Annotated in this window: 22 protein-coding genes; 15 read left to right on the top strand and 7 right to left on the bottom strand. The window is 69.8% G+C overall.

Going from position 1 to position 22,178, the window contains the following annotated elements; translation table 11 throughout:
* Positions 1-19: 19 nt before the first annotated feature.
* Positions 20-679 (bottom strand): vancomycin high temperature exclusion protein, encoded by a 660-nt coding sequence (locus ACJ8AN_RS03990; RefSeq protein WP_407753868.1) that lies wholly within the window; start codon positions 677-679, stop codon positions 20-22.
* Positions 680-755: 76 nt separating this feature from the next.
* Positions 756-1,178 carry a response regulator gene (locus tag ACJ8AN_RS03985; protein WP_407753867.1) on the bottom strand — a complete coding sequence of 141 codons (423 nt, stop codon included), beginning with the start codon at positions 1,176-1,178 and terminating at the stop codon, positions 756-758.
* A gap of 252 nt (positions 1,179-1,430) precedes the next feature.
* On the opposite strand from ACJ8AN_RS03985, the gene atpG reads away from it, so the two are divergent.
* From atpG to ACJ8AN_RS03910, 15 genes are all read left to right on the top strand, one after another.
* Positions 1,431-2,339, top strand: a complete 909-nt coding sequence (atpG, locus tag ACJ8AN_RS03980) for an ATP synthase F1 subunit gamma (RefSeq protein ID WP_407753866.1) — start codon at positions 1,431-1,433, stop codon at positions 2,337-2,339.
* Between the two features lie 114 nt (positions 2,340-2,453).
* Positions 2,454-3,899 carry a F0F1 ATP synthase subunit beta gene (gene atpD, locus ACJ8AN_RS03975; protein WP_407753865.1) on the top strand — a complete coding sequence of 482 codons (1,446 nt, stop codon included), beginning with the start codon at positions 2,454-2,456 and terminating at the stop codon, positions 3,897-3,899.
* A 34-nt stretch (positions 3,900-3,933) separates the two neighbouring features.
* Positions 3,934-4,479, top strand: coding sequence for a hypothetical protein (locus ACJ8AN_RS03970; protein WP_407753864.1), 546 nt, complete (start codon positions 3,934-3,936; stop codon positions 4,477-4,479).
* 31 nt (positions 4,480-4,510) lie between these two features.
* Complete coding sequence (locus ACJ8AN_RS03965; protein ID WP_407753863.1) at positions 4,511-4,915, top strand: F0F1 ATP synthase subunit epsilon; 405 nt, start codon at positions 4,511-4,513, stop codon at positions 4,913-4,915.
* A gap of 385 nt (positions 4,916-5,300) precedes the next feature.
* Positions 5,301-5,690 carry a group I truncated hemoglobin gene (locus ACJ8AN_RS03960; RefSeq protein WP_407753862.1) on the top strand — a complete coding sequence of 130 codons (390 nt, stop codon included), beginning with the start codon at positions 5,301-5,303 and terminating at the stop codon, positions 5,688-5,690.
* 19 nt (positions 5,691-5,709) lie between these two features.
* Positions 5,710-6,726: a 2Fe-2S iron-sulfur cluster-binding protein gene (locus ACJ8AN_RS03955; protein ID WP_407753861.1), complete on the top strand. Its 1,017-nt coding sequence runs from the start codon at positions 5,710-5,712 to the stop codon at positions 6,724-6,726.
* Positions 6,704-7,165: an RrF2 family transcriptional regulator gene (locus tag ACJ8AN_RS03950; RefSeq protein ID WP_407753860.1), complete on the top strand. Its 462-nt coding sequence runs from the start codon at positions 6,704-6,706 to the stop codon at positions 7,163-7,165. The genes ACJ8AN_RS03955 and ACJ8AN_RS03950 overlap by 23 nt, the downstream gene beginning before the upstream one ends.
* 10 nt (positions 7,166-7,175) lie before the next feature.
* A complete protein-coding gene (locus ACJ8AN_RS03945) occupies positions 7,176-7,433 on the top strand; it encodes a hypothetical protein (RefSeq protein WP_407753859.1) in 258 nt (85 codons plus the stop codon).
* Positions 7,434-7,560: 127 nt separating this feature from the next.
* Entirely contained in the window at positions 7,561-8,610 is a 1,050-nt protein-coding gene (locus tag ACJ8AN_RS03940; protein WP_407753858.1) for an ADP-ribosylglycohydrolase family protein, read from the top strand.
* A 196-nt stretch (positions 8,611-8,806) separates the two neighbouring features.
* Positions 8,807-9,211 (top strand): phage holin family protein, encoded by a 405-nt coding sequence (locus tag ACJ8AN_RS03935; RefSeq protein ID WP_407753857.1) that lies wholly within the window; start codon positions 8,807-8,809, stop codon positions 9,209-9,211.
* A complete protein-coding gene (locus tag ACJ8AN_RS03930) occupies positions 9,208-9,738 on the top strand; it encodes a hypothetical protein (RefSeq protein WP_407753856.1) in 531 nt (176 codons plus the stop codon). The genes ACJ8AN_RS03935 and ACJ8AN_RS03930 overlap by 4 nt, the downstream gene beginning before the upstream one ends.
* Positions 9,739-9,834: 96 nt before the next feature.
* Positions 9,835-11,172, top strand: a complete 1,338-nt coding sequence (locus tag ACJ8AN_RS03925) for a cytochrome ubiquinol oxidase subunit I (RefSeq protein ID WP_407753855.1) — start codon at positions 9,835-9,837, stop codon at positions 11,170-11,172.
* Positions 11,162-12,175 (top strand): cytochrome d ubiquinol oxidase subunit II, encoded by a 1,014-nt coding sequence (locus ACJ8AN_RS03920; RefSeq protein WP_407753854.1) that lies wholly within the window; start codon positions 11,162-11,164, stop codon positions 12,173-12,175. The genes ACJ8AN_RS03925 and ACJ8AN_RS03920 overlap by 11 nt, the downstream gene beginning before the upstream one ends.
* A 134-nt stretch (positions 12,176-12,309) precedes the next feature.
* On the top strand, positions 12,310-13,662 hold the full coding sequence (locus ACJ8AN_RS03915) for an MATE family efflux transporter (RefSeq protein WP_407753853.1): 1,353 nt from the start codon (positions 12,310-12,312) through the stop codon (positions 13,660-13,662).
* A gap of 142 nt (positions 13,663-13,804) precedes the next feature.
* The gene (locus tag ACJ8AN_RS03910; protein ID WP_407753852.1) at positions 13,805-15,622 is read left to right on the top strand and encodes an AMP-dependent synthetase/ligase; all 1,818 of its coding nucleotides are present in this window, start codon (positions 13,805-13,807) and stop codon (positions 15,620-15,622) included.
* 70 nt (positions 15,623-15,692) lie between these two features.
* Here the strand turns inward: ACJ8AN_RS03910 and ACJ8AN_RS03905 are convergent, their stop codons facing one another.
* The 5 genes from ACJ8AN_RS03905 to ACJ8AN_RS03885 form a co-directional block, all read right to left on the bottom strand.
* A complete protein-coding gene (locus ACJ8AN_RS03905) occupies positions 15,693-17,099 on the bottom strand; it encodes a clostripain-related cysteine peptidase (protein ID WP_407753851.1) in 1,407 nt (468 codons plus the stop codon).
* A 105-nt stretch (positions 17,100-17,204) separates the two neighbouring features.
* Positions 17,205-19,352, bottom strand: coding sequence for a prolyl oligopeptidase family serine peptidase (locus ACJ8AN_RS03900; RefSeq protein WP_407753906.1), 2,148 nt, complete (start codon positions 19,350-19,352; stop codon positions 17,205-17,207).
* Positions 19,353-19,537: 185 nt separating this feature from the next.
* Positions 19,538-19,933 (bottom strand): HIT family protein, encoded by a 396-nt coding sequence (locus tag ACJ8AN_RS03895; RefSeq protein WP_407753850.1) that lies wholly within the window; start codon positions 19,931-19,933, stop codon positions 19,538-19,540.
* 93 nt (positions 19,934-20,026) lie between these two features.
* A complete protein-coding gene (locus ACJ8AN_RS03890) occupies positions 20,027-20,539 on the bottom strand; it encodes a TfoX/Sxy family protein (RefSeq protein ID WP_407753849.1) in 513 nt (170 codons plus the stop codon).
* Positions 20,540-20,601: 62 nt separating this feature from the next.
* On the bottom strand, positions 20,602-22,026 hold the full coding sequence (locus ACJ8AN_RS03885; protein ID WP_407753848.1) for an amidohydrolase family protein: 1,425 nt from the start codon (positions 22,024-22,026) through the stop codon (positions 20,602-20,604).
* Between the last annotated feature and the right edge of the window lie 152 nt (positions 22,027-22,178).

The following is a 22,178-nucleotide window of genomic DNA, read 5'->3' as shown; positions in this document are numbered from 1 at the left end:
TGCCCGCCTGTCCCGGGGCTCAGCGGGGCGGAGTCAGCGTCCGGCCGGAGGGGTAGCGGGGTTGCGCCTCGGAGAGCACCATGCCCAGGGCGAGCACGCGGGAGAACGTCTCGCGCAGGGCGTAGCGGCGGGTGCGGGGGCGGCCCTCGTCGGCGGCCACGCCCCAGGCGTCGATGCCCACCGAGTTGGCGATGTAGAGGGCGCGCGTCAGGTGGAAGCGCTGGGTGACGAGCACCGCCTCGCGCACGCCGAAGACGTTCCGGGCGCGCACGGAGCTGTCGTAGGTGGACAGGCCCGCGTCGTCCTCCACCACCGCCGAGGCGGGCACGCCCCGGTCCAGGACGTAACGCAGCATGGCGCGCGTCTCGTCGTGGAAGGGGTCCGAGTTGTCCCCGCTGAGCAGCAGCGTGTCCACCTTCCCCGAGTGGTAGAGGGCGATGGCGGCGTCCAGCCGCTGGGCGAGCACCGGCGAGGGCACGCCCCCGGGGGCCAGTCCCGCCCCATACACGAGCGCCACCGGGGCCTGGGGGGCCTCGGCGCGGGGGATGATCCGGTCCGCGTAGCGCTTTTCCACGTAGAGTGACACGACCGACACGCCCAGCAGCACCGCCAGCCCCAGGGCCAGCAGTCCGCGCACCCACCTGCGCACCTGACGTGCCTTGTCGCCGCCTCTCCGCATGGTCCCCGGCCCAACCACCGGGAGGCCCATTCTCGTCCCTTCATTCCCGTTGGGAAACCGCTCTCTCGCCTGCTGCTCAGACGGGGACACCGGCGCTGGCATCCTCGGCCTTCAGGGCATGGCGCTCCACGGCCTCCACCACCTGCTGGGGGTCCGCCGGCTTGCTCAGGAAGGCGGCCACCTCGTGGTGGGTGGCGTACAGGGCCCTGTCCCTCGGGCTCATCCCCGCCATGGCCGCCGAGAGGATGATGACGGGGACGGAGCGCAGGGCCTCATCCGCCTTGCGGGCGGTGAGCAGCCGGTGGCCGTCCATCACGGGCAGGGACATGTCCAGCACGATGATCGCCGGCCGGGGCCTCCGTCCCAACTGCACCAGGGCCTCCTTGCCGTGGCTGGCCAGGCGTATCAGGTAGCCGTGGGACTCCAGGAAGTGCTGGAGCGACTCCCGGGTGTCCGGGTCGTCCTCCACGATGAGTACCGGGCCACGGAGGGAGGCCATGGGTGGAGCTCCACTGACGGCGTTGGGAACCTGCCCTCGAAGGCTAAGCCCGGGGGACAGTCACGGCACCCCCGGGGGAGGGACTCCAAGCCGTGCCTGGATGCCCGGCGTGGGCCAGGGGGCTCCCGGTTGTTGGAAGGCCATGGTTGACCGGCCGCCACACCGCCCTATATAGGGGGCCCGCGTCCGGGTCCCGCCCCCCTCTCTGGTAGGGGCGCTCAGGCCCGCGTTTCCAGAGGAGTTGGTGGCCCCATGGCGTCCCTTCGCGATATCCGCAAGCGCATCCGCTCGGTGAAGAACACGCGGCAGATCACCAAGGCGATGAAGATGGTTTCCGCCGCGAAGCTGCGCAAGGCCCAGGACGCCATCATCGCCGCGCGCCCCTACGCGCAGATGCTGGACCAGATCATCTCCGACCTGGCCACCCGCTCCGAGGGCGAGGGCCTGGCCCACCCGCTGCTCACCTCGCGCCCGGTGCGCAAGGTGGAGCTGCTGCTCCTGACGTCGGACCGCGGCCTCGCCGGCGGCTTCAACTCCAACGTCATCCGCCGCGCCAGCCGCTTCCTCTACGAGAACAGCGGCCTGGAGATCGAGGTCTCCACCGTCGGCCGCAAGGGCAACGACTTCTTCCGCAACCGCGGCCAGAAGATGCGCAAGGACTTCGGCTTCCTCTACCAGCGGCTGAACTACACCCAGGCCGCCGGGGTGGCCGAGGAGATGAGCGCCCGCTTCATGCGCGGCGAGGTGGACGCCGTCTACGTCGTCTACAACGAGTTCCTCTCCGCCATCAGCCAGAAGGTGACGCTGGCCCAGCTGCTGCCCCTGCAGACGCTCTCCGTGGGCGCTCCGACGGCGGCTCAGGTCGGCCAGACGGCTCCGGTGGCCGCGCCCACCCAGGCCCTGGTGGACTTCAAGTACGAGCCGGGCCGCCAGGACGTGCTGGACCGGCTGGTGCCCCAGGCGGTGTCCATCAAGCTCTACCGCGCCCTGCTGGAGAGCGTCGCCAGCGAGCACGGCGCCCGCATGAGCGCGATGGAGAATGCCACGAGCAACGCCTCGGACATGATCGCCAGCCTGTCGCTGACCTACAACCGCACCCGCCAGGCGGTGATCACCAAGGAGCTGATGGAGATCGTGTCCGGCGCGGAGGCTCTGAAGTAGAAGTTTCGCTTCTGGCCTCGCGGCCGCGAAGCTTGACCCCTGGGGGAGGCCACCTGTAGAGGGGGCCCGCCCATCCCCCGGGCCACAATTTTGACGAGGGACGGAAGACATTCCATGAGCGCTCAAGTTCCGACGGTAGGTAAGGTGACCCAGGTTCTCGGTCCTGTGGTCGACGTGGAGTTCCCGCCCGGTGGGCTCCCCGAGGTGTACACCGCCCTCAAGGTGACCAACGCCAACATCAGCGCGGCGGCCGACAACCTCACCCTCGAGGTGGCTCAGCACCTGGGTGAGAACACGGTGCGCTGCATCTCCATGGACTCCACCGAGGGTCTGGGCCGTGGCCAGCCGGTGAAGAACACGGGCGCTCCCATCCAGGCGCCGGTGGGCAAGGCCACCCTGGGCCGCATCCTCAACGTCACCGGCGATCCGGTGGACGAGAAGGGCCCCGTGGTCGCCAAGGAGTCCTGGCCCATCCACCGCGCCCCGCCCCTGTTCGTCGAGCAGGACGTGCGCGTCCAGATGTTCGAGACGGGCATCAAGGTGATTGACCTCCTGGCCCCCTACACCCGTGGCGGGAAGATCGGCCTGTTCGGCGGCGCCGGCGTGGGCAAGACGGTGCTCCTGCAGGAGCTCATCCGCAACGTGGCCGTGGAGCGCGGTGGCTTCTCGGTGTTCGCCGGCGTGGGGGAGCGCACCCGCGAGGGCAACGACCTGTACCACGAGATGCAGGACTCCAAGGTCATCAAGATCGACAACCTGGAGGAGAGCCAGGTGGTGCTGGTGTACGGCCAGATGAACGAGCCGCCCGGCGCCCGCGCTCGCGTGGCCCTCACCGCCCTGACCATCGCGGAGTACTTCCGCGACGTCGAGGGCCGTGACGTGCTCCTCTTCATCGACAACATCTTCCGCTTCACCCAGGCCGGTTCCGAGGTGTCCGCCCTCCTGGGCCGTATCCCCAGCGCCGTGGGTTACCAGCCCACGCTCGCCACGGAGATGGGCAGCCTCCAGGAGCGCATCACCTCCACCACCAAGGGCTCCGTCACGTCCGTGCAGGCCATCTACGTGCCCGCCGACGACCTGACCGACCCCGCGCCGGCCACCACGTTCGCCCACCTGGACGCGACGACGGTGCTCAACCGCGCCATCTCCGAGCTGGGCATCTACCCGGCCGTGGATCCGCTCGACTCCACCAGCCGCATCCTGTCGCCGGACGTGGTGGGCCAGGAGCACTACACGGTCGCCCGCCGCGTGCAGGGCATCCTCCAGCGCTACAAGGAGCTGCAGGACATCATCGCCATCCTCGGCATGGACGAGCTGTCCGAGGACGACAAGCAGGTGGTGGCGCGCGCCCGCAAGATTCAGCGCTTCCTCTCGCAGCCCTTCTTCGTGGCCACGGTGTTCACCGGCGCCCCGGGCAAGTACGTGAAGCTCCAGGACACCATCCAGGGCTTCAAGGAGATCTGCGACGGCAAGCACGACGACATGCCCGAGTCCGCCTTCTACATGGTGGGCGGCATCGACGAGGCGCTGGAGAAGGCCCGCAAGATGGCGGCGGCCTGATTCAGTCCCCGTGGGAACCCGGAGGTCGCCCCGCGTGTCGCGCTCCGCGCTCGTGTTGATGATGGTGCTGGTGTCGCTCCCGGCCGAGGCCGCGGAGCGCTCCAGCCGTGCGCGGGTGAGCGCGAACGGCACCTTCAGCGTGCGTCTGGTGGAGGAAGCGCCGGACAAGTGCACGCTGGAGGTGTCGAAGGAGAGCGGCCCCGCCTGGAAGGTGAAGCAGTGCGTGGGCGGGGTGGACGACCTGTACTTCGTCTCCAATGACGGAGAGCGGGTGTGGGTGCTCTACCCGCTGGCGCCCAAGGGCACGCAGAAGCTGCCGGGCAAGAAGTACAAGAAGGTGCCCGCGTGGGCCAACACGGTGGTGGCGGTGGAGGTGGACCGGCAGGGCGCGCGGGTGCAGCAGCGCGGCCTGTTGGACCTGGTGGCCCAGAAAGAGCTGACGGAGGTGCGGCAGATGAGCCAGCACCTCAAGTGGTTGGAGGGCCTGCTCTCGGTTCCGGGCAAGGGCCCGCGCCTGACGGACGCCGGGCGCATCGAGTTCGAGACGGTGGGCGGCAAGTCCCACCAGTTGCAGTTCTGAAAAGAGCGGTACCCAGGGAGCACGGAAGCCCATGGCCAAGCTGACGGTCGAGATTGTGACCCCCGAGAAGCGCATCCTGTCGGTGCAGGCGGACGAGGCGATCGTCCCGGGCGGCAAGGGTCTGTTTGGCGTGCGGCCGGGCCACACCCCGTTCCTGACGCTGATGGAGCCGGGCCCGCTGACGCTCATCGACGGTGGGCGGCGCGAGTACTACTTCGTGGCCGGCGGTTTCGCCGAGGTGAGCAACGACAAGGTGCTGGTGCTCGCCGACGTGGCCGAGCCCGTGACGGGCATCGACGTGGAGGCGGCGCGCAAGCGCATGCAGGAGGCGCAGGAGCGCATGAAGGGCATGTCGGCGGACGACGTGCGCTTCGACCTCGAGCAGGCGACGGTGCGCCGTGAGACGGCGCGCATGAACGCCGCCTCGCTGCGCTGAAGCCCGAGTCGTCGAGCCTCGGTGCGGGTCACGCGGTAACGAGCACCCCTCTCCCCCGGGAGAGGGACGGGGTGAGGGTATCGCGGACCCGGGTTCCCCACCCCCCCGAGCAGCACGGTTTCACGGCAGCGCAGTGCCAGGATGATCGGCTCGTCCCTTCGAGTCGCCCCGGCCGCCAGCCGTCCCCCCGCCTCTCCAGCCAACCGCCCGCATGACGTGCTTGGGCGCCTGCCCGCGCGCTTCCACTCCCGCCCACCCCGGTGGCCGCCCCGTACGGTCTCCTGCTTGACGTCGGGTGAAAAAAAGCGCATTTCAAATACATCTTTAAAGATGCATGTTGAATGCATCGAAAAAGGGCCCGAAGAGGGCCACACAGGGAGCGCCCATGGGGAACGACGTCACGGAGAAGCGGAGCAGCCTGTACGAGCAGATTGGCGGGGAGCCGGCGATGAGCGCGGCGGTGGAGCTGTTCTACCGCAAGGTGCTGTCGGACGACCGCATCAGCCACTTCTTCGAGGACGTGGACATGGAGCGCCAGTCGGCGAAGCAGAAGGCGTTCCTCACCATGGTGTGCGGTGGGCCGAGCGCGTACTCGGGCCAGGACATGCGCAAGGGGCACGCGCACCTGGTGAAGCAGGGGCTCAACGACAAGCACTTCAACGCGGTGGCGGAGAACCTCGCGGCGACGCTGCTGGAGCTGGGCGTGGCGAAGCCGCTGGTGGACCAGGTGTTGGCCATCGCCGAGAGCGCGCGGGCGGACGTGCTCAACCGCTGAAGAATAAGAGGGCACGCGCATGGCGAGGGTGAAGCACGAGGGGCAGTGGTACGGGCTGGACGAAGGCGAGTCGGTGCTCGACGGGTTGTTGCGGCAGGGGGTGGAGGTGCCGAACTCATGCCGGGCGGGGGCGTGCCAGTCCTGCCTCATGCGAGCCGAGCGTGGCGAGGTGCCTGCCAAGGCCCAGGGGGGGCTGAAGGACACGCTCAAGGCCCGCGGCTACTTCCTCGCCTGCGCGTGCCATCCGGAGAACGAGCTCGAGGTGGCGGGAGCGGGCGCGGACCTGAGGGTGCCCGCGCGCATCGCCGCGCTGGAGCGGCTGAGCGACAGCGTGCTGCGCGTGCGGCTTCGCCCCGAGAGGCCCTTCGAGTACCGGGCCGGCCAGTACGTGTCCCTGCTGCGCACGGATGGGCTGGCCCGCAGCTATTCGCTCGCGAGTCAGCCCCACGAGGACTCGTTGGAGCTGCACGTCCGCCGCGTGGCCTCGGGCCGCATGAGCGGCTGGCTCTTCGACGAGGCGCGGCCGGGGGACGTGCTGGAGGTGCAGGGGCCCGCGGGCGATTGCTTCTACGTGCCGGGCAGGCCCGAGCAGCCCCTGTTGCTGGCCGGGACCGGCACGGGCCTCGCGCCGCTCCAAGGCATCGTCCGGGACGCGCTCGCGCAAGGGCACACCGGGCCCATCTGGCTCTTCCACGGCGCCGTCGAGGCCTCGGGCCTCTACCTCGTCGAGGCGCTTCGCGAGTTACAATCCCGTTACAACTGTCTCCAGTATCGCCCCTGTGTTCTGAGAGGACAGGAACGGGTGGGGGTCTCCGTGGGCGCGCTGGAGGCGCTCATCAAGGAAGCCTGCCCCCGGCTGGCCGGTTGGAGAGCTTACCTGTGCGGCAACCCGGACCTGGTGCTATCCCTGAGGAAGAAGCTCTTCCTCGCCGGTCTGTCGCTCAAGGACATCCATGCGGATGCCTTCCTCCCGAGCACACCTCCGCCGCAGGTGGGAGCGGGAGTGATGGCTCGTGCATCTGACTCTTCACGCTGACTACGCCCTGCGCGTCTTGCTCTACCTGGCGGTTCACCCGGACCGGGTGGTGTCCACGGGTGAGGTGAGCGACGCGTACGGAATCTCCAAGCACCACCTCGTGCGGGTGGTGCAGGGCCTGGGCCGCCACGGGTTCGTGGAAGTGCGGCCGGGACGCTCCGGCGGTGTCGTGCTGGCGCGGCCGCCCTCGGAAATCTCCGTGGGCCAGGTGGTGCGCAAGATGGAGCCGGACTTCCACATCGTGGAGTGCTTCGATCCGGAAACGAACCAGTGCCCCATCACCCCGGCCTGCGGGCTCATCGGCGTGCTCAACGAGGCGACGCGCGCCTTCCAGGCCACGCTCGACAAGTACACGCTGGAGGACCTGTTGCGGCGCAGTCCGCGCAAGCTGACCAGCTACTTCCTCAAGCCCGCGGTGAGCGCCGACGGGGCGAGCTGAAGGCCCGGCCATGACGGGGCGCGTGCTGGAGCTCTTCCACCGCATCGCCGACCCGCCCTCGGCCGAGGCGCGCCGCTACGTGGTGGACTACGCGCTCGAGGACCGGGTGCGCTTGCGCAATGTCGCCTTCCCCGAGGCCGAGTCGGCCTGGCGAGAACTCGGTGGACACACGACCCCGGCGCTCTGGGACGGCGTGCGATTGCACCAGGGCGCGCAGGCGGTGGTGGCGAGACTGCAGGCCGTTGTCAACCTCGGTCGTGATCCCTGAAGCGCTTCGGACCTTGTGGTGGGAGAGCACCCTTCACCCAACCTGTGCGCCGGCATGCGGGGAACTCACGAAGAGATGAAAGACGGGGCTAGTCATGGAACGCGGCTCGGTTATCTTGCCGCTCCCCATGTCGCTGACACCCGCCGAGCGCCAGGACCGATTTCATGCGGCCTTCCTGGGGCTCGCCATTGGGGATGCCCTGGGGTTTCCCCTGCGGGGCATCCCACCGGCCAGCCTCGCGCGCCTGCCTGGGCTCACGGAGGACTTCGCGCCCCGGCCCCGGGGGAAGTTCGCCAAGGGCCAGTTCTCCGATGACACGCAGCTGATGCTCGCGGCCGCCGAGAGCGTCATCCGCGAGGGCAAGGTGGATGGGCGCAGCGCGGCGGCGCACCTGGCGTGGCTGTGGCAGGAGGGCATCATCCTCCAGCCGCCCAAGGGGCTGGCCGAGGCGCTGCAGAAGCTGGCGCAGGGCACGCCGTGGATGAGCGCGGGCGCGCCCATGGGTGTGAAGTGCCACTCGGTGCTCAGCCGTGCGGTGGTGGTGGGCCTCTTCGAGAGCAAGAGCCGGGTGCGCATCCGCCACGACGCGGGCGTGCTGTCGGTGCTCACGCACAAGGACCCCACGTGCGCGGGGGCCGCGGCCGCCTTCGCGCAGGCCATTGCCATGGGCTTCACCACGAAGGAGCCGCCCACGCCCGCCGAGTTCTGCGAGGAGCTGGCGCTCGCCGCCGCGTCGCACGACAAGGAGCTGGCCGAGGAGCTGCGGCACCTGCCCCGGCTGCTCACGTGGGACACGGCGCGGGCGCTCGGCCAGCTGCGCAAGGTGAGCGTGCCGCCCAGCCAGCTCAAGGGCGTGGACGGCCTGCCGCCGCACGTGGTGCCGGTACTGCTCACCAGCCTGTACGCCACGCTGAAGGTGCCGCACGACTTCCGCCAGGCCGTGGATCTCACCCTGCGCTGCGGGGGCGAGGCCGACGTGGCCGCCGCGTGCACCGGCGCCCTGCTCGGCGCGCACCTGGGCACCGCCGCCATCCCCGCGCGGCTGCGCAAGCACGTGCTGTACGCCGACACCCTGCTCGACACCGCGGACCGGCTCTTCCAGGCGCGGCAGGTGCGCGAGACGCTCGCCACCGCGCTCGCCCAACACCACCCAACGCACCCCAAGCGCCGCCGCTGAGCGGACACTCCTCCCAGACGGGGCTGCGGGCCCCTGGTTGCCCGCTCGCCTCGTAGAGGAGGGGGCCGGGCGTCCCTGGGTTCTGGCGGACAGGCTTCCCCTGGAATCGTCCCGCTCCCACCTTCCGCGGGAGAAGAGCGGGACGCACCCGGGAAGGACCCCCGGGCGCCCGCCGGATGCCCCGGGAGGCGGCGACGTGGAACTCGAATCGGAGCGTCTGGAGCGTGAGCAACTGGAGTCCCTGTCCATGGCGGAGCTCGTCCGTCATGCGATTGAGGAGGCCCGGCTGCTGGCGCGGGCCGAGGTGCTGCACGCCAAGAAGGAGCTGCGCGAGGAGGTGAAGGCGGCGCGCACCTCCGGCATCCTCCTGGGCGCCGGGGGCGTGCTGGCGCTGGTGAGCCTGGCGGCCCTCTTCGTGGCGGTGGGGTTGGCGCTGCCCGTGGCGCAGTGGCTCGGCGTGCTGCTGGTGGGCGTCTTCCTGCTGCTGGTGGGCGGGGGCCTCGCCTTCGCCGGCTACAAGCGGCTGCCGAAGAAGCCCCTCTCCCATACCCAGGAACGGTTGAAGACGGACCTCGCCCGCACCCGGGAGACACTGCAATGAGCGAGCAGGAGAACAAGGGCCCCGGCCACATCACCGCCGGCATGGATGACCGCGAGCAGGTGGAGAAGACGGCGGACCGTCTGCGCGACGAGCTGCTGCTCACCCTCGAGGAGCTGGACCGGCGCCGCGAGCGCGCCATGGACGTGCGCTACCAGGTGAGCCACGCGCTCGACAAGAACCGCGACCTGCTGCGCCAGGCGGCCGTCGTCGCCGTGGGGCTGTCGCTGGTGGGCGTGGGCTACTCCTGGTGGCGGCGCCGTCACCGCGAGGAGATTCTGTGGAAGCACCGCCGCGAGGCGCTGCGCCGCGCCTGGGCGCACCCGGACCGGGTGGCCTCCCACGCCGAGGAGCGCCCCATGGCCATCGAGCTCGGCCGCAAGCTGGTGCTCATCTTCGCCACCACCCTGGCCTCGGCGCTGGCCAAGCGCTCCGTGCGCTCGCTGGTGCCTGCTTCCGAGGAGAACCCGGAGTCCTCTGGCAAGAAACGTCTCGGGCTGCGCATCAACCATTCCCCTGCCCACGCGTAGTGCCTGGCTCGAGACGCGGGACGCGGCACCTTCCGGCGACGGGGGGCGCCGCGTTCGTGTTTCCTGTCGGCTCTTGGGCGGTACATCATCCCCGCCATGGACGACCTGCTCTACGCGCGTGCCCAGATGGGGATGTCCCTCGCCTTCCACATCGTCTTCGCGGCGGCGGGAATCGCGCTGCCGCTGTTGATGGTGCTCAGCGACGTGAAGGCCCGGAGGACAGGCGACGCGGACTACGCGCACCTCAGCCTCAAGCTGGCCAAGGGCACGGCCATCCTCTTCGCGGTGGGCGCGGTGAGCGGCACCGTGCTGTCCTTCGAGCTGGGCCTCCTGTGGCCCCACTTCATGGGCACCTACGGCGAGGTGATCGGGCTGCCCTTCTCGCTGGAGGGCACGGCCTTCTTCACCGAGGCGGTGTTCCTCGGCATCTACCTGTACGGGCGCGAGCGGATTTCCCCGGGGCTGCACCTCTTCTCGGGGGTGATGGTGGCGGTGAGTGGCGCGGCGAGCGCCTTCTTCGTCACGCTCGTGAATGCCTTCATGAACCACCCCGCGGGCTTCACGCCCACGCCGAGCGGGCCGGTGAACGTGGACCCGGTGGCGGCGATGTTCAGCCCGGGCTGGCAATACCAGGTGCTGCACGTGCTGCTGGCCAGCTACCAGGCGAGTGCCTTCGCCATGGCGGGCATCCACGCCTTCGTGCTGCTGCGCCACCCCGGGGCGGCCTTCCACCGCAAGGCGCTCTCCATCGCGCTGCCGCTGGCGTGCGTCACCGCGCTGCTCCAGCCGCTCGCGGGAGACCTGGAGGCCGAGCACATCGCCCACATGCAGCCGGCGAAGCTCGCGGCGGCCGAGGGCCTCTTCGAGACGCAGCGGGGCGCGCCGCTCACCGTGGGCGGGCTGCCGGACGCGCAGACGCGCACCACACGCTACGGGCTGGAGATTCCCAAGGGGCTCTCGCTGCTGGCGTTCCGGAATCCAGACGCGGAGGTGAAGGGGCTCGACGCCTTCCCGCGCGACGAGTGGCCGCCGGTGGCGAAGGTGCACCTGGCCTTCGAGGTGATGGTGGGCACCGGGAGCCTGATGGCGTTGCTGGCGCTGGTGACGCTCCTGCTGCGCTGGCGGCACGAGGCGTGGCCCGAGGGGCGGAGGGTGCTGTGGGGCTGGCTGTTGTGCGGGCCGCTCGGGGCGGTGGCGCTGGAGGCGGGGTGGCTCGTCACCGAGTGGGGACGTCAGCCCTGGATTGTCCGAGGGCTGATGCGCACGTCCGAGGCGGTGACGCCGGTGCAATCGCTGTGGGTGCCCTTCCTGACGTTCACGCTCGTCTACCTCTTCCTGGGGGCCATGGTGGTGTTCCTCCTGATGCGGCAGGTGGCGGGCACGCTTCCGGGCAACACGGAGTCGCACTCGCACGAGGTGGGCCATGTCCACTGAGCTCCTGCTGGGCGGCGCGATGGTGGGCGCCTTCCTCCTCTACGCGCTCTTCGCGGGCGCGGACTTCGGCGGAGGTGTCTGGGACCTGCTCGCCTCGGGGCCTCGCAAGGCCGAGCAGCGGGCGCTCATCTCCAAGGCCATTGGCCCCGTCTGGGAGGTGAACCACGTCTGGCTCATCATCGGAGTGGTGCTGCTCTTCTCGGCCTTCCCGAGGGCCTTCGCGGCGCTGTCGGTGGCGCTGCACGTGCCGCTGACGCTGCTGCTGCTGGGCATCGTCTTCCGGGGCACGGCCTTCACCTTCCGCACCTACGACACGCGGGGCGACCAGGTGCAGCGGCGCTGGGGACTCGTCTTCAGCGGGGCGAGTGTGGTGTCCCCGGCGCTGCTGGGCATGTGCGTGGGAGCCATCGTGAGCGGCGACATCCGCGTGCGGGGGCTCGTGGTGGAGAGCGGCTTCTTCTCGGCGTGGCTGTCGCCCTTCGCGCTGTCGGTGGGGCTGTTCGCCCTGTGCCTCTTCGCCTTCCTCGCGGCCGTGTACCTGCTCGCCGAGACGGATGAGCCCGCGCTCCAGGAGGACTTCCGGCGCCGGGCCCTGGGCGCGGGTGTGGCGGTGTTCCTCGCGGCGCTCGCGGTGCTGGTGCTCGCTCGGCAGGGGGCGCCCCGGGTGTGGGCGGGGCTGACGGGCTCGCCCTTCGCGCTGGTGCTGCACGCGGCGACGGCGGTGGCGGCGGTGACGGCCTTCGCGCTGCTGCTCGCCCGGCGCTTCTGGCTCGCGCGCGTGGCGGCCGCGGCGCAGGTGGGCCTCATCGTCCTGGGCTGGGCGGCCTCGCAGTACCCCTACCTCGTGGTGCCAGACCTCACCCTCCAGGACGCGGCGGCGCCCGCGGCCACGCTGCGCTCGCTGCTGGTGGCGCTCGCGGTGGGCGCCGTCCTCATCTTCCCCTCGGTGGCCTTCCTGCTGCGGGTGTTCCAGTCCGCGCCCCGAGATGCCCCCCGGCCCTGAGCTAGGCCTGTCAGGGGGGCTCCGGGCGCGTTTTCCCGCGACTGGTCCGATGGTCGGACCAGTCGGGACGAAGCGCGACCGGAAGGGGCTTCGTTCGGCGTGCGCGAGCGCGGGGGCGTGCTAGGAGGCGGGCCATGCAAAGCGCTCCGGGCGAACGCGTGGCCGTGACGATTCCCTCGCTGGTGCGGCTGGCGTGGCCCATCGTCATCTCGCGCTCCACGCAGGTGGTGGTGGGGCTCGCGGACGCCATCATGGTGGCCCACCTCGGCGAGTCCGCCCTGGCCGCGGCCACCACGGGCGCGCTCAACTCCACCCTCGTGTTCATGCTGCCCATGGGCACGGTGTTCATCGTCTCCAGCTTCGCCTCGCAGTCCTTCGGCGCGAAGGACCTGGCCGGCGCGCGGCGCTATGGCTTCTACGGGCTGCTGCTCGCGCTCCTCTCCCAGGTGCTCTGCGTGGCCCTGTTGCCGCTGCTGCCCGCGGGGCTCTCCCTGCTCCAGTACGCCCCCGAGGTGCGCGAGGGCGTGGGCGGCTACCTCCAGGTGCGCCTGCTGTCGCTGGGGCTCGTCGTGGGCTTCGAGGCGCTCGCCAGCTACTACGCCGGCCTGGGCAACACCCGGCTGCCCATGGTGGCCAGCGTCATCGCCATGGTGCTCAACGTCCCGGGCAACTGGGCGCTCATCAACGGCCACTTCGGACTGCCCGCGCTCGGCGTGGTGGGCGCGGCGTGGGCGAACGTCGGCGCCACGGGCATCGGCTTCCTGCTGCTGCTCGCGGTGTTCCTCGCCCAGGGCGGCGAGGCCCGGTGGCCCCGGCTGCACGGGCGCGAGTTCGTGAAGATGCTGCGCTTCGGCCTGCCCTCGGGCGTCAACTGGTTCCTCGAGTTCCTGGCGTACACCTTCTTCGTCAACGTGGTGGTGGCGGGGCTGGGCACCACGGTGCTGGCGGCGCTCATGGCCGTCATGCAGCTCAACTCCATGGCCTTCATGCCGGCGTTCGCCATCGCGAGCGCGGGCGCCATCGTGGTGGGCCAGGCCATCGGCGCGAGCGCCCGGGACGAGGTGCCGCGCACCGTGTGGCTCACCTTCGCCCTCGCGGGCTGCTGGCAGGGGGCGGTGGGGCTCCTCTTCCTGCTGGCGCCCCGGTGGACGTTCTCCATCTTCACCCGCGGCGAGTCCCCCCAGGACGAGCTGCTCGCCCTTGGCGCGCGCATGCTCATGCTGTCGGTGGCGTGGCAGCTCTTCGACGCCCTGGCCACCACCTTCACCGAGGCGCTCCGGGCCGCCGGGGACACCGCCTTCACCCTCTGGGCGCGCCTGGGCATCGCCTGGCTCGTCTTCGTGCCCGGCGCCTGGGTGAGCGTCCGCGTGTACGGGGCGGGCGAGGTGGCGGCCATGCTCTGGCTGACGGCCTACATCGGCCTGCTGGCCCTCCTGCTCTACCTGCGCTTCCGGGGCGGGGCCTGGCGGCGCTTCAACCTGCTCTAGCGGGTTTTTCCACCCAGGGTGCGGGTGAAAGTGCTTCCAGACCCATCCAGTAGGGCCACCAAATGAAGTAGCCTCCCGAGTCCTGTGGGACGGGGGGACTCCAGACACCGCCCATATCCCAGACCCCAAGGAGCCCGAGTACATGGCGAGCCCCAAGTTCGAGACGCTGGTCGATGTCTTCCTGCAGAGCAGCGCCCACTTCGGCCCCCGGCCGCTGTTCGGCGAGAAGAAGAACGGCCAGTGGACGTGGATGACATATGCCCGCTTCGGGCAGCTGGTGGATGACCTGCGCGGTGGTCTGGCGCAGCTCGGCGTGACGCCGGGGGACCGCGTGGCGGTCATCTCCAACAACCGGCACGAGTGGGCCGTGGGCGCCTACGCCTGCTACACACTGGGCGCCTCCTACGTCCCCATGTACGAGCAGCAGCAGGAGAAGGAGTGGAAGTACATCCTGAACGACTGCGGCGCCAAGGTGGTGTTCGCCGCCACCGACGCCATCGCCGCCAAGGTGAAGGGCCTTCAGGCGGAGCTGCCCAAGCTCGAGCACGTCATCCGCTACACCGGCACCGAGCACGAGACGGACAGCTTCGCCTGTCTGCTGCGCCGCGGCGCCGAGACGCCCGTGCCCGTCATCTCCCCCAAGGGCTCGGACCTCTGCAGCCTCATCTACACCTCGGGCACCACGGGCAACCCCAAGGGCGTGATGCTCAGCCACTCGAACATGGCGCGCAACGTGGCCTCCATGCACGAGATCTTCCCCATGGCCGCCGACGACTGCTCGCTGGCGTTCCTGCCCTGGGCGCACGTCTTCGGCCAGACGGTGGAGCTGCACGGCCTGTTCTCCATGGGCGCCTCCATGGGCATCGCCGAGAGCGTGGAGAAGATCATCGACAACCTGGGCGAGGTGAAGCCCACGCTGCTCTTCTCGGTGCCGCGCATCTTCAACCGCCTCTATGACGGCCTGCAGAAGCGCCTGGCCGCGGAGAAGCCCATCAAGCGCATGCTCTTCATGCGCGGCCTGGAAGTGGCCAGGCAGCGCCGGGAGCTCGAGGAGAAGAAGAAGCCGGGCAACCTGCTGCTGGACGTGCAGTACTCCGTCCTGGACAAGCTGGCCTTCGCCAAGGTGCGCGCGCGCTTCGGCGGCCGCTTGAAGTACGCCTTCAGCGGTGGCGCGGCCATCTCGCGCGAGGTGGCGGAGTTCATCGACAACATCGGCATCACCGTCTACGAGGGCTACGGCCTCACCGAGACCTCGCCCATCGCCACGGCCAACTACGCGGGCAACCGGAAGATCGGCTCGGTGGGCAAGCCCATCCCCGGCACGCGCGTGGAGATCGACCGCAGCGAGACCGGCGACCCCAAGCAGGGTGAAATCGTGGTCCACGGCCACAACGTGATGATGGGCTACTACAACCTGTCCGACGAGAACTCGAAGGCCTTCACGGCCGACGGGGGCTACAAGACGGGCGACATGGGCTTCGTGGATGACGACGGGTACGTGTGGATTACCGGCCGCATCAAGGAGCAGTACAAGCTGGAGAACGGCAAGTACGTGGTGCCGGTGCCCATCGAGCAGTCGCTGCAGCTCTCGCCCTTCATCACCAACGCGATGGTGCACGGGCAGAACAAGCCCTTCAACGTGGCCATCATCGTGCCGGACATGGACTCGCTGAAGAAGTGGGCCCAGGAGAAGGGCCTGGACACGACGTCCATCCCCGAGCTGCTCAAGCGCGCCGAGGTGCAGCAGCTCTACCGGGAGCAGATCACCGAGTACACGAAGGACGTGAAGGGCTACGAGAAGCCGCAGCGCTTCCTGCTGATCAGCGAGGACTTCTCGGTGGCCAACGACATGCTGACGGCGTCGATGAAGCTCAAGCGCCGCAGCGTGCTCAAGAAGTTCGGCGAGGCGGTGGAACTGCTCTACACCGAGGCCGAGAAGAGCGGCGAGCGCGCCGCCTGAGCTGAAATAGAAAGGGCCCGGGGTTGAACCCCCGAGCCCCCTTCCGAGCCGGACCCGCTGGCCCGCGTTTCTACGAGACGCGGGCCTTGTTGTAGGTGGCGATGAGGTCGTTCCAGCGGCTGCCGAGCCAGGACAGGCCGGCCTTCTTGTACTCGCCGTCCACGGCGCCGCGAGGCCCGTAGATGGTGAGGCCGGTGGCCGAGGTATACCGGCCGCCGCCACTGCCCTTGGCGCCCTTCTCCACGGTGGTCTGGGCGAGCGCCGCCAGGAGCTGATCCGCCGCCGCCTTCAGGCTGGCGTCCTTGGTGCCATTGGAGACGCGCTTGGCGAAGTCGCCGAGGTCCATCTGGTCGGCGTCCTCGAAACGCAGGGTGCTCTCGTACGCGGCGCGCAGCGTCTTGTCCTGCAGCCCACCGGCCTTCAGGAGCGCGTCGCTGAAGGCGTTCAGCTTGACGTTGAGCCCGTCCAGCTTGGACAGGTTGGTGACGGACATGGTGACGTTGTCCGAGGGGCCGGCGGCGTAGGAGTCCTGGATGGCCTTGGCCATCTGCTCGGCGCTGACGCTCTTGGTGCCCTCGAAGAGCTTGCTCGCGCGGCTGAGCAGGTCCGTGTAGTTCCAGCCGGTGCCGGGCTCGACCTCCTCGCTGCCCACCAGGAAGTCCGCGCCAATGGCCTTGGCGGTGTCGGCGACCTCGACGGTGGCCATCAGGCACGCGTCGGCGGAGATGAGGTCCACCTTCTTCGGCAGGCCCGCGAGCGCCTGCTTCAGGTCATTCATGTCCAGGCTGGAGCTCGGGTGGTCGTCGTACGAGACGCCCTTCCAGCCGTTGCCGTGGTCCCACAGGTCCACCATGAAGTGCTTGGACTCGACGTTGCGCTGCACGTAGTCCATGGCGGCGCGCAGCACCTGGGGGCTGCCCGAGTCGATCTCCCCCTTGCCCGCGGCGATCAGCTTGCCCAGGTCCGACTTGGGATCGATGGCGATCTCCCGCGAGACGATCTTGCTGGAGTTGCTCGGGTCCTTCGTCACGTACATGAGCCGGGGCGCCTGCTTCCAGCCGTCGGCCTCCTTCATGGTCCCGCCGTCGACGAGGGCGATGACGTTCATCTTCCCCTCGAGCGAGCCGACGCCCTCCATCTCGTTGAGGTCGTCCTTGCCGAACTCCTCGAGGTTGTTGTCGGCGTTGAGGTGGACGAAGCACGTCCAGTCCGCGGGCTTGATGTCCTTGGGGTTGAGGGGACCCGTCGTGGTGCCCGTCGCCGGCCGGATGCTGGAGGCCTGGGCCTGGGTGGCGCCGGTCAGCTGCGACGCCGCCGGGCGGGCCCGGGTGGAGGCGGGCTCGAAGCCGTCCTTGGAACGCTGGGGCACCACCTCGTTCTTCCGCTCGGGCGGGAGCGCCTTGCTCGCCGCGGTCTCGGAAGGGGAGGAGGTGGAGGCCGGGCGGAGGGTGGGGCCGGTGACGTTCTTGGTGCGCATGTGGAAATTTTCGCACATGGCCGCCAGAAGTTGCGTCCCCCCACCCCGGGGAAACTGCCCCCCTCTCCCCGTGAAAACGGAAGAGGGGGACGTTGACACCGGGTGTTACTTCGGCGCGGGGGCGGCGACCTTGCCGTTCACCGGCTGGTACTTGATGCCCAACTCATTGAAGAGGAAGGAGTACACGTCCACCTCCTCTTCGATGCGCTCGTTGAGCGGCGTGCCGATGCCGTGGCCCATGTTGTTGGTGCGCAGCAGCACCGGGCGCTTGGAGCCCGTGGCCTCCTGGAGCCGGGCCACCATCTTGCGCGAGTGGAACGGGTCCACGCGGGGGTCGTTCTCGCCCGAGGTGAAGAGGACGGAGGGGTACTTCGTCCCGTTCTTCACGTGGTGGTAGGGCGAGTACGCGAACATGGCCTGGAACTGCTCGGGGTTCTTCACCGTGCCGTACTCGGTGGTGTTGAACTGGCCGTTGGGCGTGAGCTCCACGCGCAGCATGTCGTAGATGCCCACGTGCGCGAGCACGGTGCGGTACATCTCCGGGTGCTGGGTGAGCGCCGCGCCCATGAGCAGGCCGCCGTTGCTGCCGCCCTCGATGGCCAGGCGCTCGGGCTTCGTCCACTTCGAGTCCACCAGCAGCTTCGCGCAGGCGTAGAAGTCGTCGAAGACGTTCTGCTTCTTCGTCAGCGAGCCGTTGGCGTGCCACTCCTCGCCGAACTCGGCGCCGCCGCGCAGGTTGGCGATGGCCACCACGCCGCCCTGCTCGATGAAGGCGAAGTTGAGCGGGTTGAGGCCCGGGCTGAGCGAGATGTTGAAGCCGCCGTAGCCGGTGAGCAGGGTGGGGTTGTTGCCGTTCTGCTTCGCGCCGCGCGCGTGGAGGATGTTGAGCGGCACCTGGGTGCCGTCCTTGGACGTGCACATGACGCGGTCCACCACCACGTTGCTGGTGTCCACGGGCGAGGTGCGGCCGAGCGACGTCTGGGTGAACGTGCCGTCCTTCGCCGAGTAGCGCTGCACGGTGTAGGGCTGGGTGTAGCTGCTGGTGGAGACGAGGAGGTCGTCACCGCCGAGCGAGACGAGGCCTCCCACGGAGGAGACGGGCGGGGTGGGGACGAGGCCCAGGTCCTTGCCGTCCAGGCCCACCATGCGCAGCTGCGCGGGGCCGCCGAGCTGCTCCACCACGTACAGGCGCGTGGCCATGGGGCGGAAGCCGGCGATGGCGGCCTTGCCCTCGGGGATGATGACCTTCGCCTGCTCGAGCATCGGCGTGGCGAGGGAAAGCCGCACCACCTTGCCGCGCGGCGCGTCCTTGAGCGAGAGCGCGTAGAGGCCGCCGTCCTGCCCGAAAACAGCGTCGTCGGTGAGCTTGTCCTCGAACTTCGACACCTGCGTCCAGGTGCCCTGGGGCCCGCGCAGGTAGAGCGCGTACTCGCCGCCGTCGCCGTTGCCCAGGATGGCCAGCACGTACGCGCCGTCCTCGGACGTGCGCAGGTGGAAGTTGGCGATGCGCGGTGCGTCCTTGCCCAGCTCGTACGTGTCCTGCTCCGTCGGCGTGCCGAGCTTGTGGAAGTACACCTGCTGGTAGAAGTCGCGGTCCTCGGCGGGGCGCTCCTCGCCGCGCGGGTAGCGCGTGTAGAAGTAGCCCGAGCCATCCCCGTTCCACGTCAGGTCTCCGCCCGCCGTGCCGCCATTCACCCGCGGCACCACCGCCTCGCCGGGCAGCGGCTTGCCGGTGGCCACGTCGTAGACGGTGACGTCACCGCTCTCGGTGCCGTTCTTCGACAGCGACACCGCCACCTTCTTGCCGTCCGGCGAGGGCTTGACGAAGTCGATGGTCGTCTTGCCGCTCGGGTCCACCTCCACCGGGTCCACCAGCACGCGGGCCGTGGAAGGGTCCTCCAGCGAGGAGAGCACCACCAGCATGGGCTGCGGCCGGGGCGGCTGGATCTTCATGGCGAAGAAGACGCCGCCCTTCTGCACCATGCCGAAGTAGCCCGGCGACTTGTGCGTCATCAGCGTGGTGAGACGCGCGCGGATGGCGTCGCGCGAGGGCAGCTTGTCGAGCACCGCGCGCATGTGCGCCATCTGCCCGTCCACCCACTTGCGGACCTCGGGGTCATCGCTCTTCTCGAGCCACTGGTACGGGTCGTCGACCTTCGTGGCGTGGTAGGTGTCCACCACGGCCTTCTTCGCCGCGACGGGCGCGGGCGGCACGGCGCCCTTGGGCGCGGCCAGAGACGTGAGCGGCAGCATCAGCGACAGCGCGGCGATCGCCGGCTTCAGGCGTTGTTGCACGGAGTCCCTCGTATGTCGGGGTGAGGTGAGGGCCCGTAGCCTGCCACGCGTTGGTGCTGTCCGCTCGTCCCAACGCGTCAGCGGCCATCACCCCCGCTTCACGTTGCGAACCTGGGACGCTTCATCCCATTTCCGGACAGGCTTCAGGCCCCGCCCCGGAGGCGAGCGGCCAGCTTCGCGAGCTCGCCCTGGTCGGCCGGTGTGCCGGCGAGGGCTGGGAAATCCGCCATGGAGTTCGTGGGGATGAGGTGCACGTGCGCGTGCGGCACCTCGTAGCCGAGCACTACTTCCACCACGCGCTGGCACCCCGTGCGCTCCTTGAGCAGCCGCGCCACCGTGCGCACCGCCTGCATGAAGGCGCCGTAGGCCTCGGGCTCCATGTCGAAGAGGTAGTTCACCGCCACCTTGGGAATGACGAGCGTGTGCCCCGGCTTCTGTGGACGGATGTCGAGGAACGCCAGGTGCCGGTCGTCCTCCCAGACCTTGTGGCAGGGAATCTCGCCTCGGACGATCTTCGTGAAGAGGGTGTCTGCGGCCACGGTGCTGCCTCCGTTGAAGGAAGAGGCGGCAGGATAGCCATTGCCGCCACCGGGAGCGCCGGGCTCGTCGGGCGAAGTGCGGCTCGATGACACTCAGGCCTTACGCGAGGGCCCGGCCGTCTTCTTCTTCGCAGGAGCGGACTTCTTCGCCGCGGGCTTCTTCGCCGCCGGCTTCCTCGCCGCCGGCTTCTTCTCCGGGGCGGCCTTCGCCTTGGCGGGAGCGGACTTCTTCGCCGTGGGCTTCTTGGCGGCGGGCTTCTTCGCGGGCTTCTTCTGCGCGACTCGCAACGAGGCGTCCACCGCGCGGCGCGCCCAGGGCAGCAGTGCGTGGGCGTCGTCGCTCGCGTCCGCCGGAGGCGTCCAGTACGACATGGCGACGGGCTTGCCCCTTCCCGAGTCGTAGATGAAGGGCTCGCCTCCGGCGGCCTTGAACTCCGGGCGCGAGAGCTCGTCCGTCTTGAGATAGAGCTGGTCCTCGATGATGAGGCCCATCATCCTCCCGCCGTGGTACAGGCCCCACCCGCCGAACATGGCGCGCGCCTGCACGAGGCCCAGCGGCTCCAGCAACTCCAGCGTGTACTCCACGTAGCTGTCCATGCGCGCCATGCGTTGGCCCTCCCGTTCACCCCATCATGGAGCGGGGGCCGAGGCGGTGGCCACGTTCTTCTTCACCGCGGGGGGGCGTTCGCCACCACGGCGGTGCGCTCGAGAAGCGCGTCCAGCTCGCCACGCGGCAGCCAGTGCCCGCGCACCATCACCCCCGCCACCTCCCGCGTGTGCTTCACGTCCTCGAGCGGGTTGGCGTCCAGCAGCAGCAGGTCCGCGCGCTGGCCCTCGGCCACCGTGCCCCAGGTGCTCGCCTCGCCCATGAACTCGGCCGGGTGGCGCGTGGCCGCCTCCAGCACGCCGTAGGGCGGAATCCCCGCCGCCGCCAGCGCCTCCATCTCCCGGTGCACCGCGAAGCCCGCCACCATGAAGAGCTGCGGCGAGTCCGAGCCCACCAGCAGCTTCGCCCCCGCCGTGTACAGCCCGCGCGCCAGCTGACGCCGCAGCTCGGCGAAGCGGAGCTTGCGCGCCACCGGCACCCCGGCCATCTCCGGGTCGCTCGACACCATCTGCGTCCACGCCGCCACCGCCGCCTGCGGCACGTAGCGCAGCTCCGGACGCGCGCGCAGGGACTCCACGCCATCGGGGCTCGTCACCGTTTCGAAGAGGGCCAGCGTGGGCGAGCTCCACACGCCCGCCTTCTTCGTGGCCTCCGCCAGCGCGGGGATGCGCGCCGCGTCCATCCGGTCCAGCGGTGCACCCACCTCCACCTGGCCCACCTCCGCGCGCGCCGCGTCGTTCTCCGGCAGCAGCTCGTTGAGGTAGCCGTCCAGGTGTTCAATCTGCTGTCCCGACTCCAGCGCGTGGAAGAGTCCCACGTCCGGCGTCACGTGGCCGCTCACCGTGAGGCCCTGGGCGCGCGCCTCGGAGACCATCGCGTCGTACGTCTCGCGGCCGAGCGAGCCGTGCGTCTTGAGCAGGTCATAGCCCTTCGCCTTGTACTCGCGCACCCGCTGGCGCACCTGCTCGGGGCCCTGCACCGACTTGCCGTGGAGCGACGGGCCCGCCACGTACAGCGTGGGCCCGAGCACCTCGCCGCGTGCCACGCGGTCCCGCACGACGAGCGCCGTGTCCTTGGGGCCGCCGAGCGCCCGTGCCGAGGTGACGCCATTGGCCAGCAGCAGCGCGAGCACCTGGCCCGCGGGATCCTCGGGCTGGCCCGTGCCGGGCACCAGATGCAGGTGCATGTCGACGAGCCCCGGCATGAGGTAGCGGCCCTGTCCCTCGATGCGCGTCGCGCCCCAGGGCACGTGGGTGGAGTCCGCGGGGCCGAGCGCCACGATGCGGCCGTCGCGCACCACCACGGTTTGATGAGACAGCAGGCGCTCGGAGTCCATGGGGACGACGTTCACGTCCACGAAGGCCACCGTGTCCGCCGTGCCCGGCTTCGCGCTCCCGGGCGCCGTGGCCGTGGTCGTGCCGCAGGCCGTCATCCAGAGCGCCAGGCCCAGGGCGCTCCACCGTGCCCACCGTGTCTCTCGCCGCATGTGGTGTTCTCCCCCTGTCCCGGGGGCTCCCGGGCAGCGCCGCAACACCGCTGCCCGCTGGCTTGTTCCCAAGGCGGGCGTGCGTTGCCTCAGCCGCGCTTTGACGCAAGGCGTTCGCCGCCTGCTCGCCTGCCGCTCCAAGCGGGCGAGCC

The sequence above is a fragment of the Archangium sp. genome (genome assembly GCF_045802675.1).
GTDB lineage: Bacteria > Myxococcota > Myxococcia > Myxococcales > Myxococcaceae > Archangium.
The sequence above is the reverse complement of the archived record's forward strand: the minus strand, read 5'-3'. Positions and strand labels throughout refer to the sequence as shown.

Coding starts and splice junctions, on each gene's coding strand:
- ACJ8AN_RS03890 (WP_407753849.1), bottom strand. CDS start 20,539: ATGGCGCGCATGGACAGCTACGTGGAGTACACGCTGGAGTTGCTGGAG.
- ACJ8AN_RS03940 (WP_407753858.1), top strand. CDS start 7,561: ATGTCGCTGACACCCGCCGAGCGCCAGGACCGATTTCATGCGGCCTTC.
- atpD (WP_407753865.1), top strand. CDS start 2,454: ATGAGCGCTCAAGTTCCGACGGTAGGTAAGGTGACCCAGGTTCTCGGT.
- ACJ8AN_RS03885 (WP_407753848.1), bottom strand. CDS start 22,026: ATGCGGCGAGAGACACGGTGGGCACGGTGGAGCGCCCTGGGCCTGGCG.
- ACJ8AN_RS03955 (WP_407753861.1), top strand. CDS start 5,710: ATGGCGAGGGTGAAGCACGAGGGGCAGTGGTACGGGCTGGACGAAGGC.
- ACJ8AN_RS03965 (WP_407753863.1), top strand. CDS start 4,511: ATGGCCAAGCTGACGGTCGAGATTGTGACCCCCGAGAAGCGCATCCTG.
- ACJ8AN_RS03985 (WP_407753867.1), bottom strand. CDS start 1,178: ATGGCCTCCCTCCGTGGCCCGGTACTCATCGTGGAGGACGACCCGGAC.
- ACJ8AN_RS03945 (WP_407753859.1), top strand. CDS start 7,176: ATGACGGGGCGCGTGCTGGAGCTCTTCCACCGCATCGCCGACCCGCCC.
- ACJ8AN_RS03920 (WP_407753854.1), top strand. CDS start 11,162: ATGTCCACTGAGCTCCTGCTGGGCGGCGCGATGGTGGGCGCCTTCCTC.
- ACJ8AN_RS03925 (WP_407753855.1), top strand. CDS start 9,835: ATGGACGACCTGCTCTACGCGCGTGCCCAGATGGGGATGTCCCTCGCC.
- ACJ8AN_RS03905 (WP_407753851.1), bottom strand. CDS start 17,099: ATGCGCACCAAGAACGTCACCGGCCCCACCCTCCGCCCGGCCTCCACC.
- atpG (WP_407753866.1), top strand. CDS start 1,431: ATGGCGTCCCTTCGCGATATCCGCAAGCGCATCCGCTCGGTGAAGAAC.
- ACJ8AN_RS03960 (WP_407753862.1), top strand. CDS start 5,301: ATGGGGAACGACGTCACGGAGAAGCGGAGCAGCCTGTACGAGCAGATT.
- ACJ8AN_RS03990 (WP_407753868.1), bottom strand. CDS start 679: ATGCGGAGAGGCGGCGACAAGGCACGTCAGGTGCGCAGGTGGGTGCGC.
- ACJ8AN_RS03910 (WP_407753852.1), top strand. CDS start 13,805: ATGGCGAGCCCCAAGTTCGAGACGCTGGTCGATGTCTTCCTGCAGAGC.
- ACJ8AN_RS03930 (WP_407753856.1), top strand. CDS start 9,208: ATGAGCGAGCAGGAGAACAAGGGCCCCGGCCACATCACCGCCGGCATG.
- ACJ8AN_RS03900 (WP_407753906.1), bottom strand. CDS start 19,352: ATGCTGCCGCTCACGTCTCTGGCCGCGCCCAAGGGCGCCGTGCCGCCC.
- ACJ8AN_RS03915 (WP_407753853.1), top strand. CDS start 12,310: ATGCAAAGCGCTCCGGGCGAACGCGTGGCCGTGACGATTCCCTCGCTG.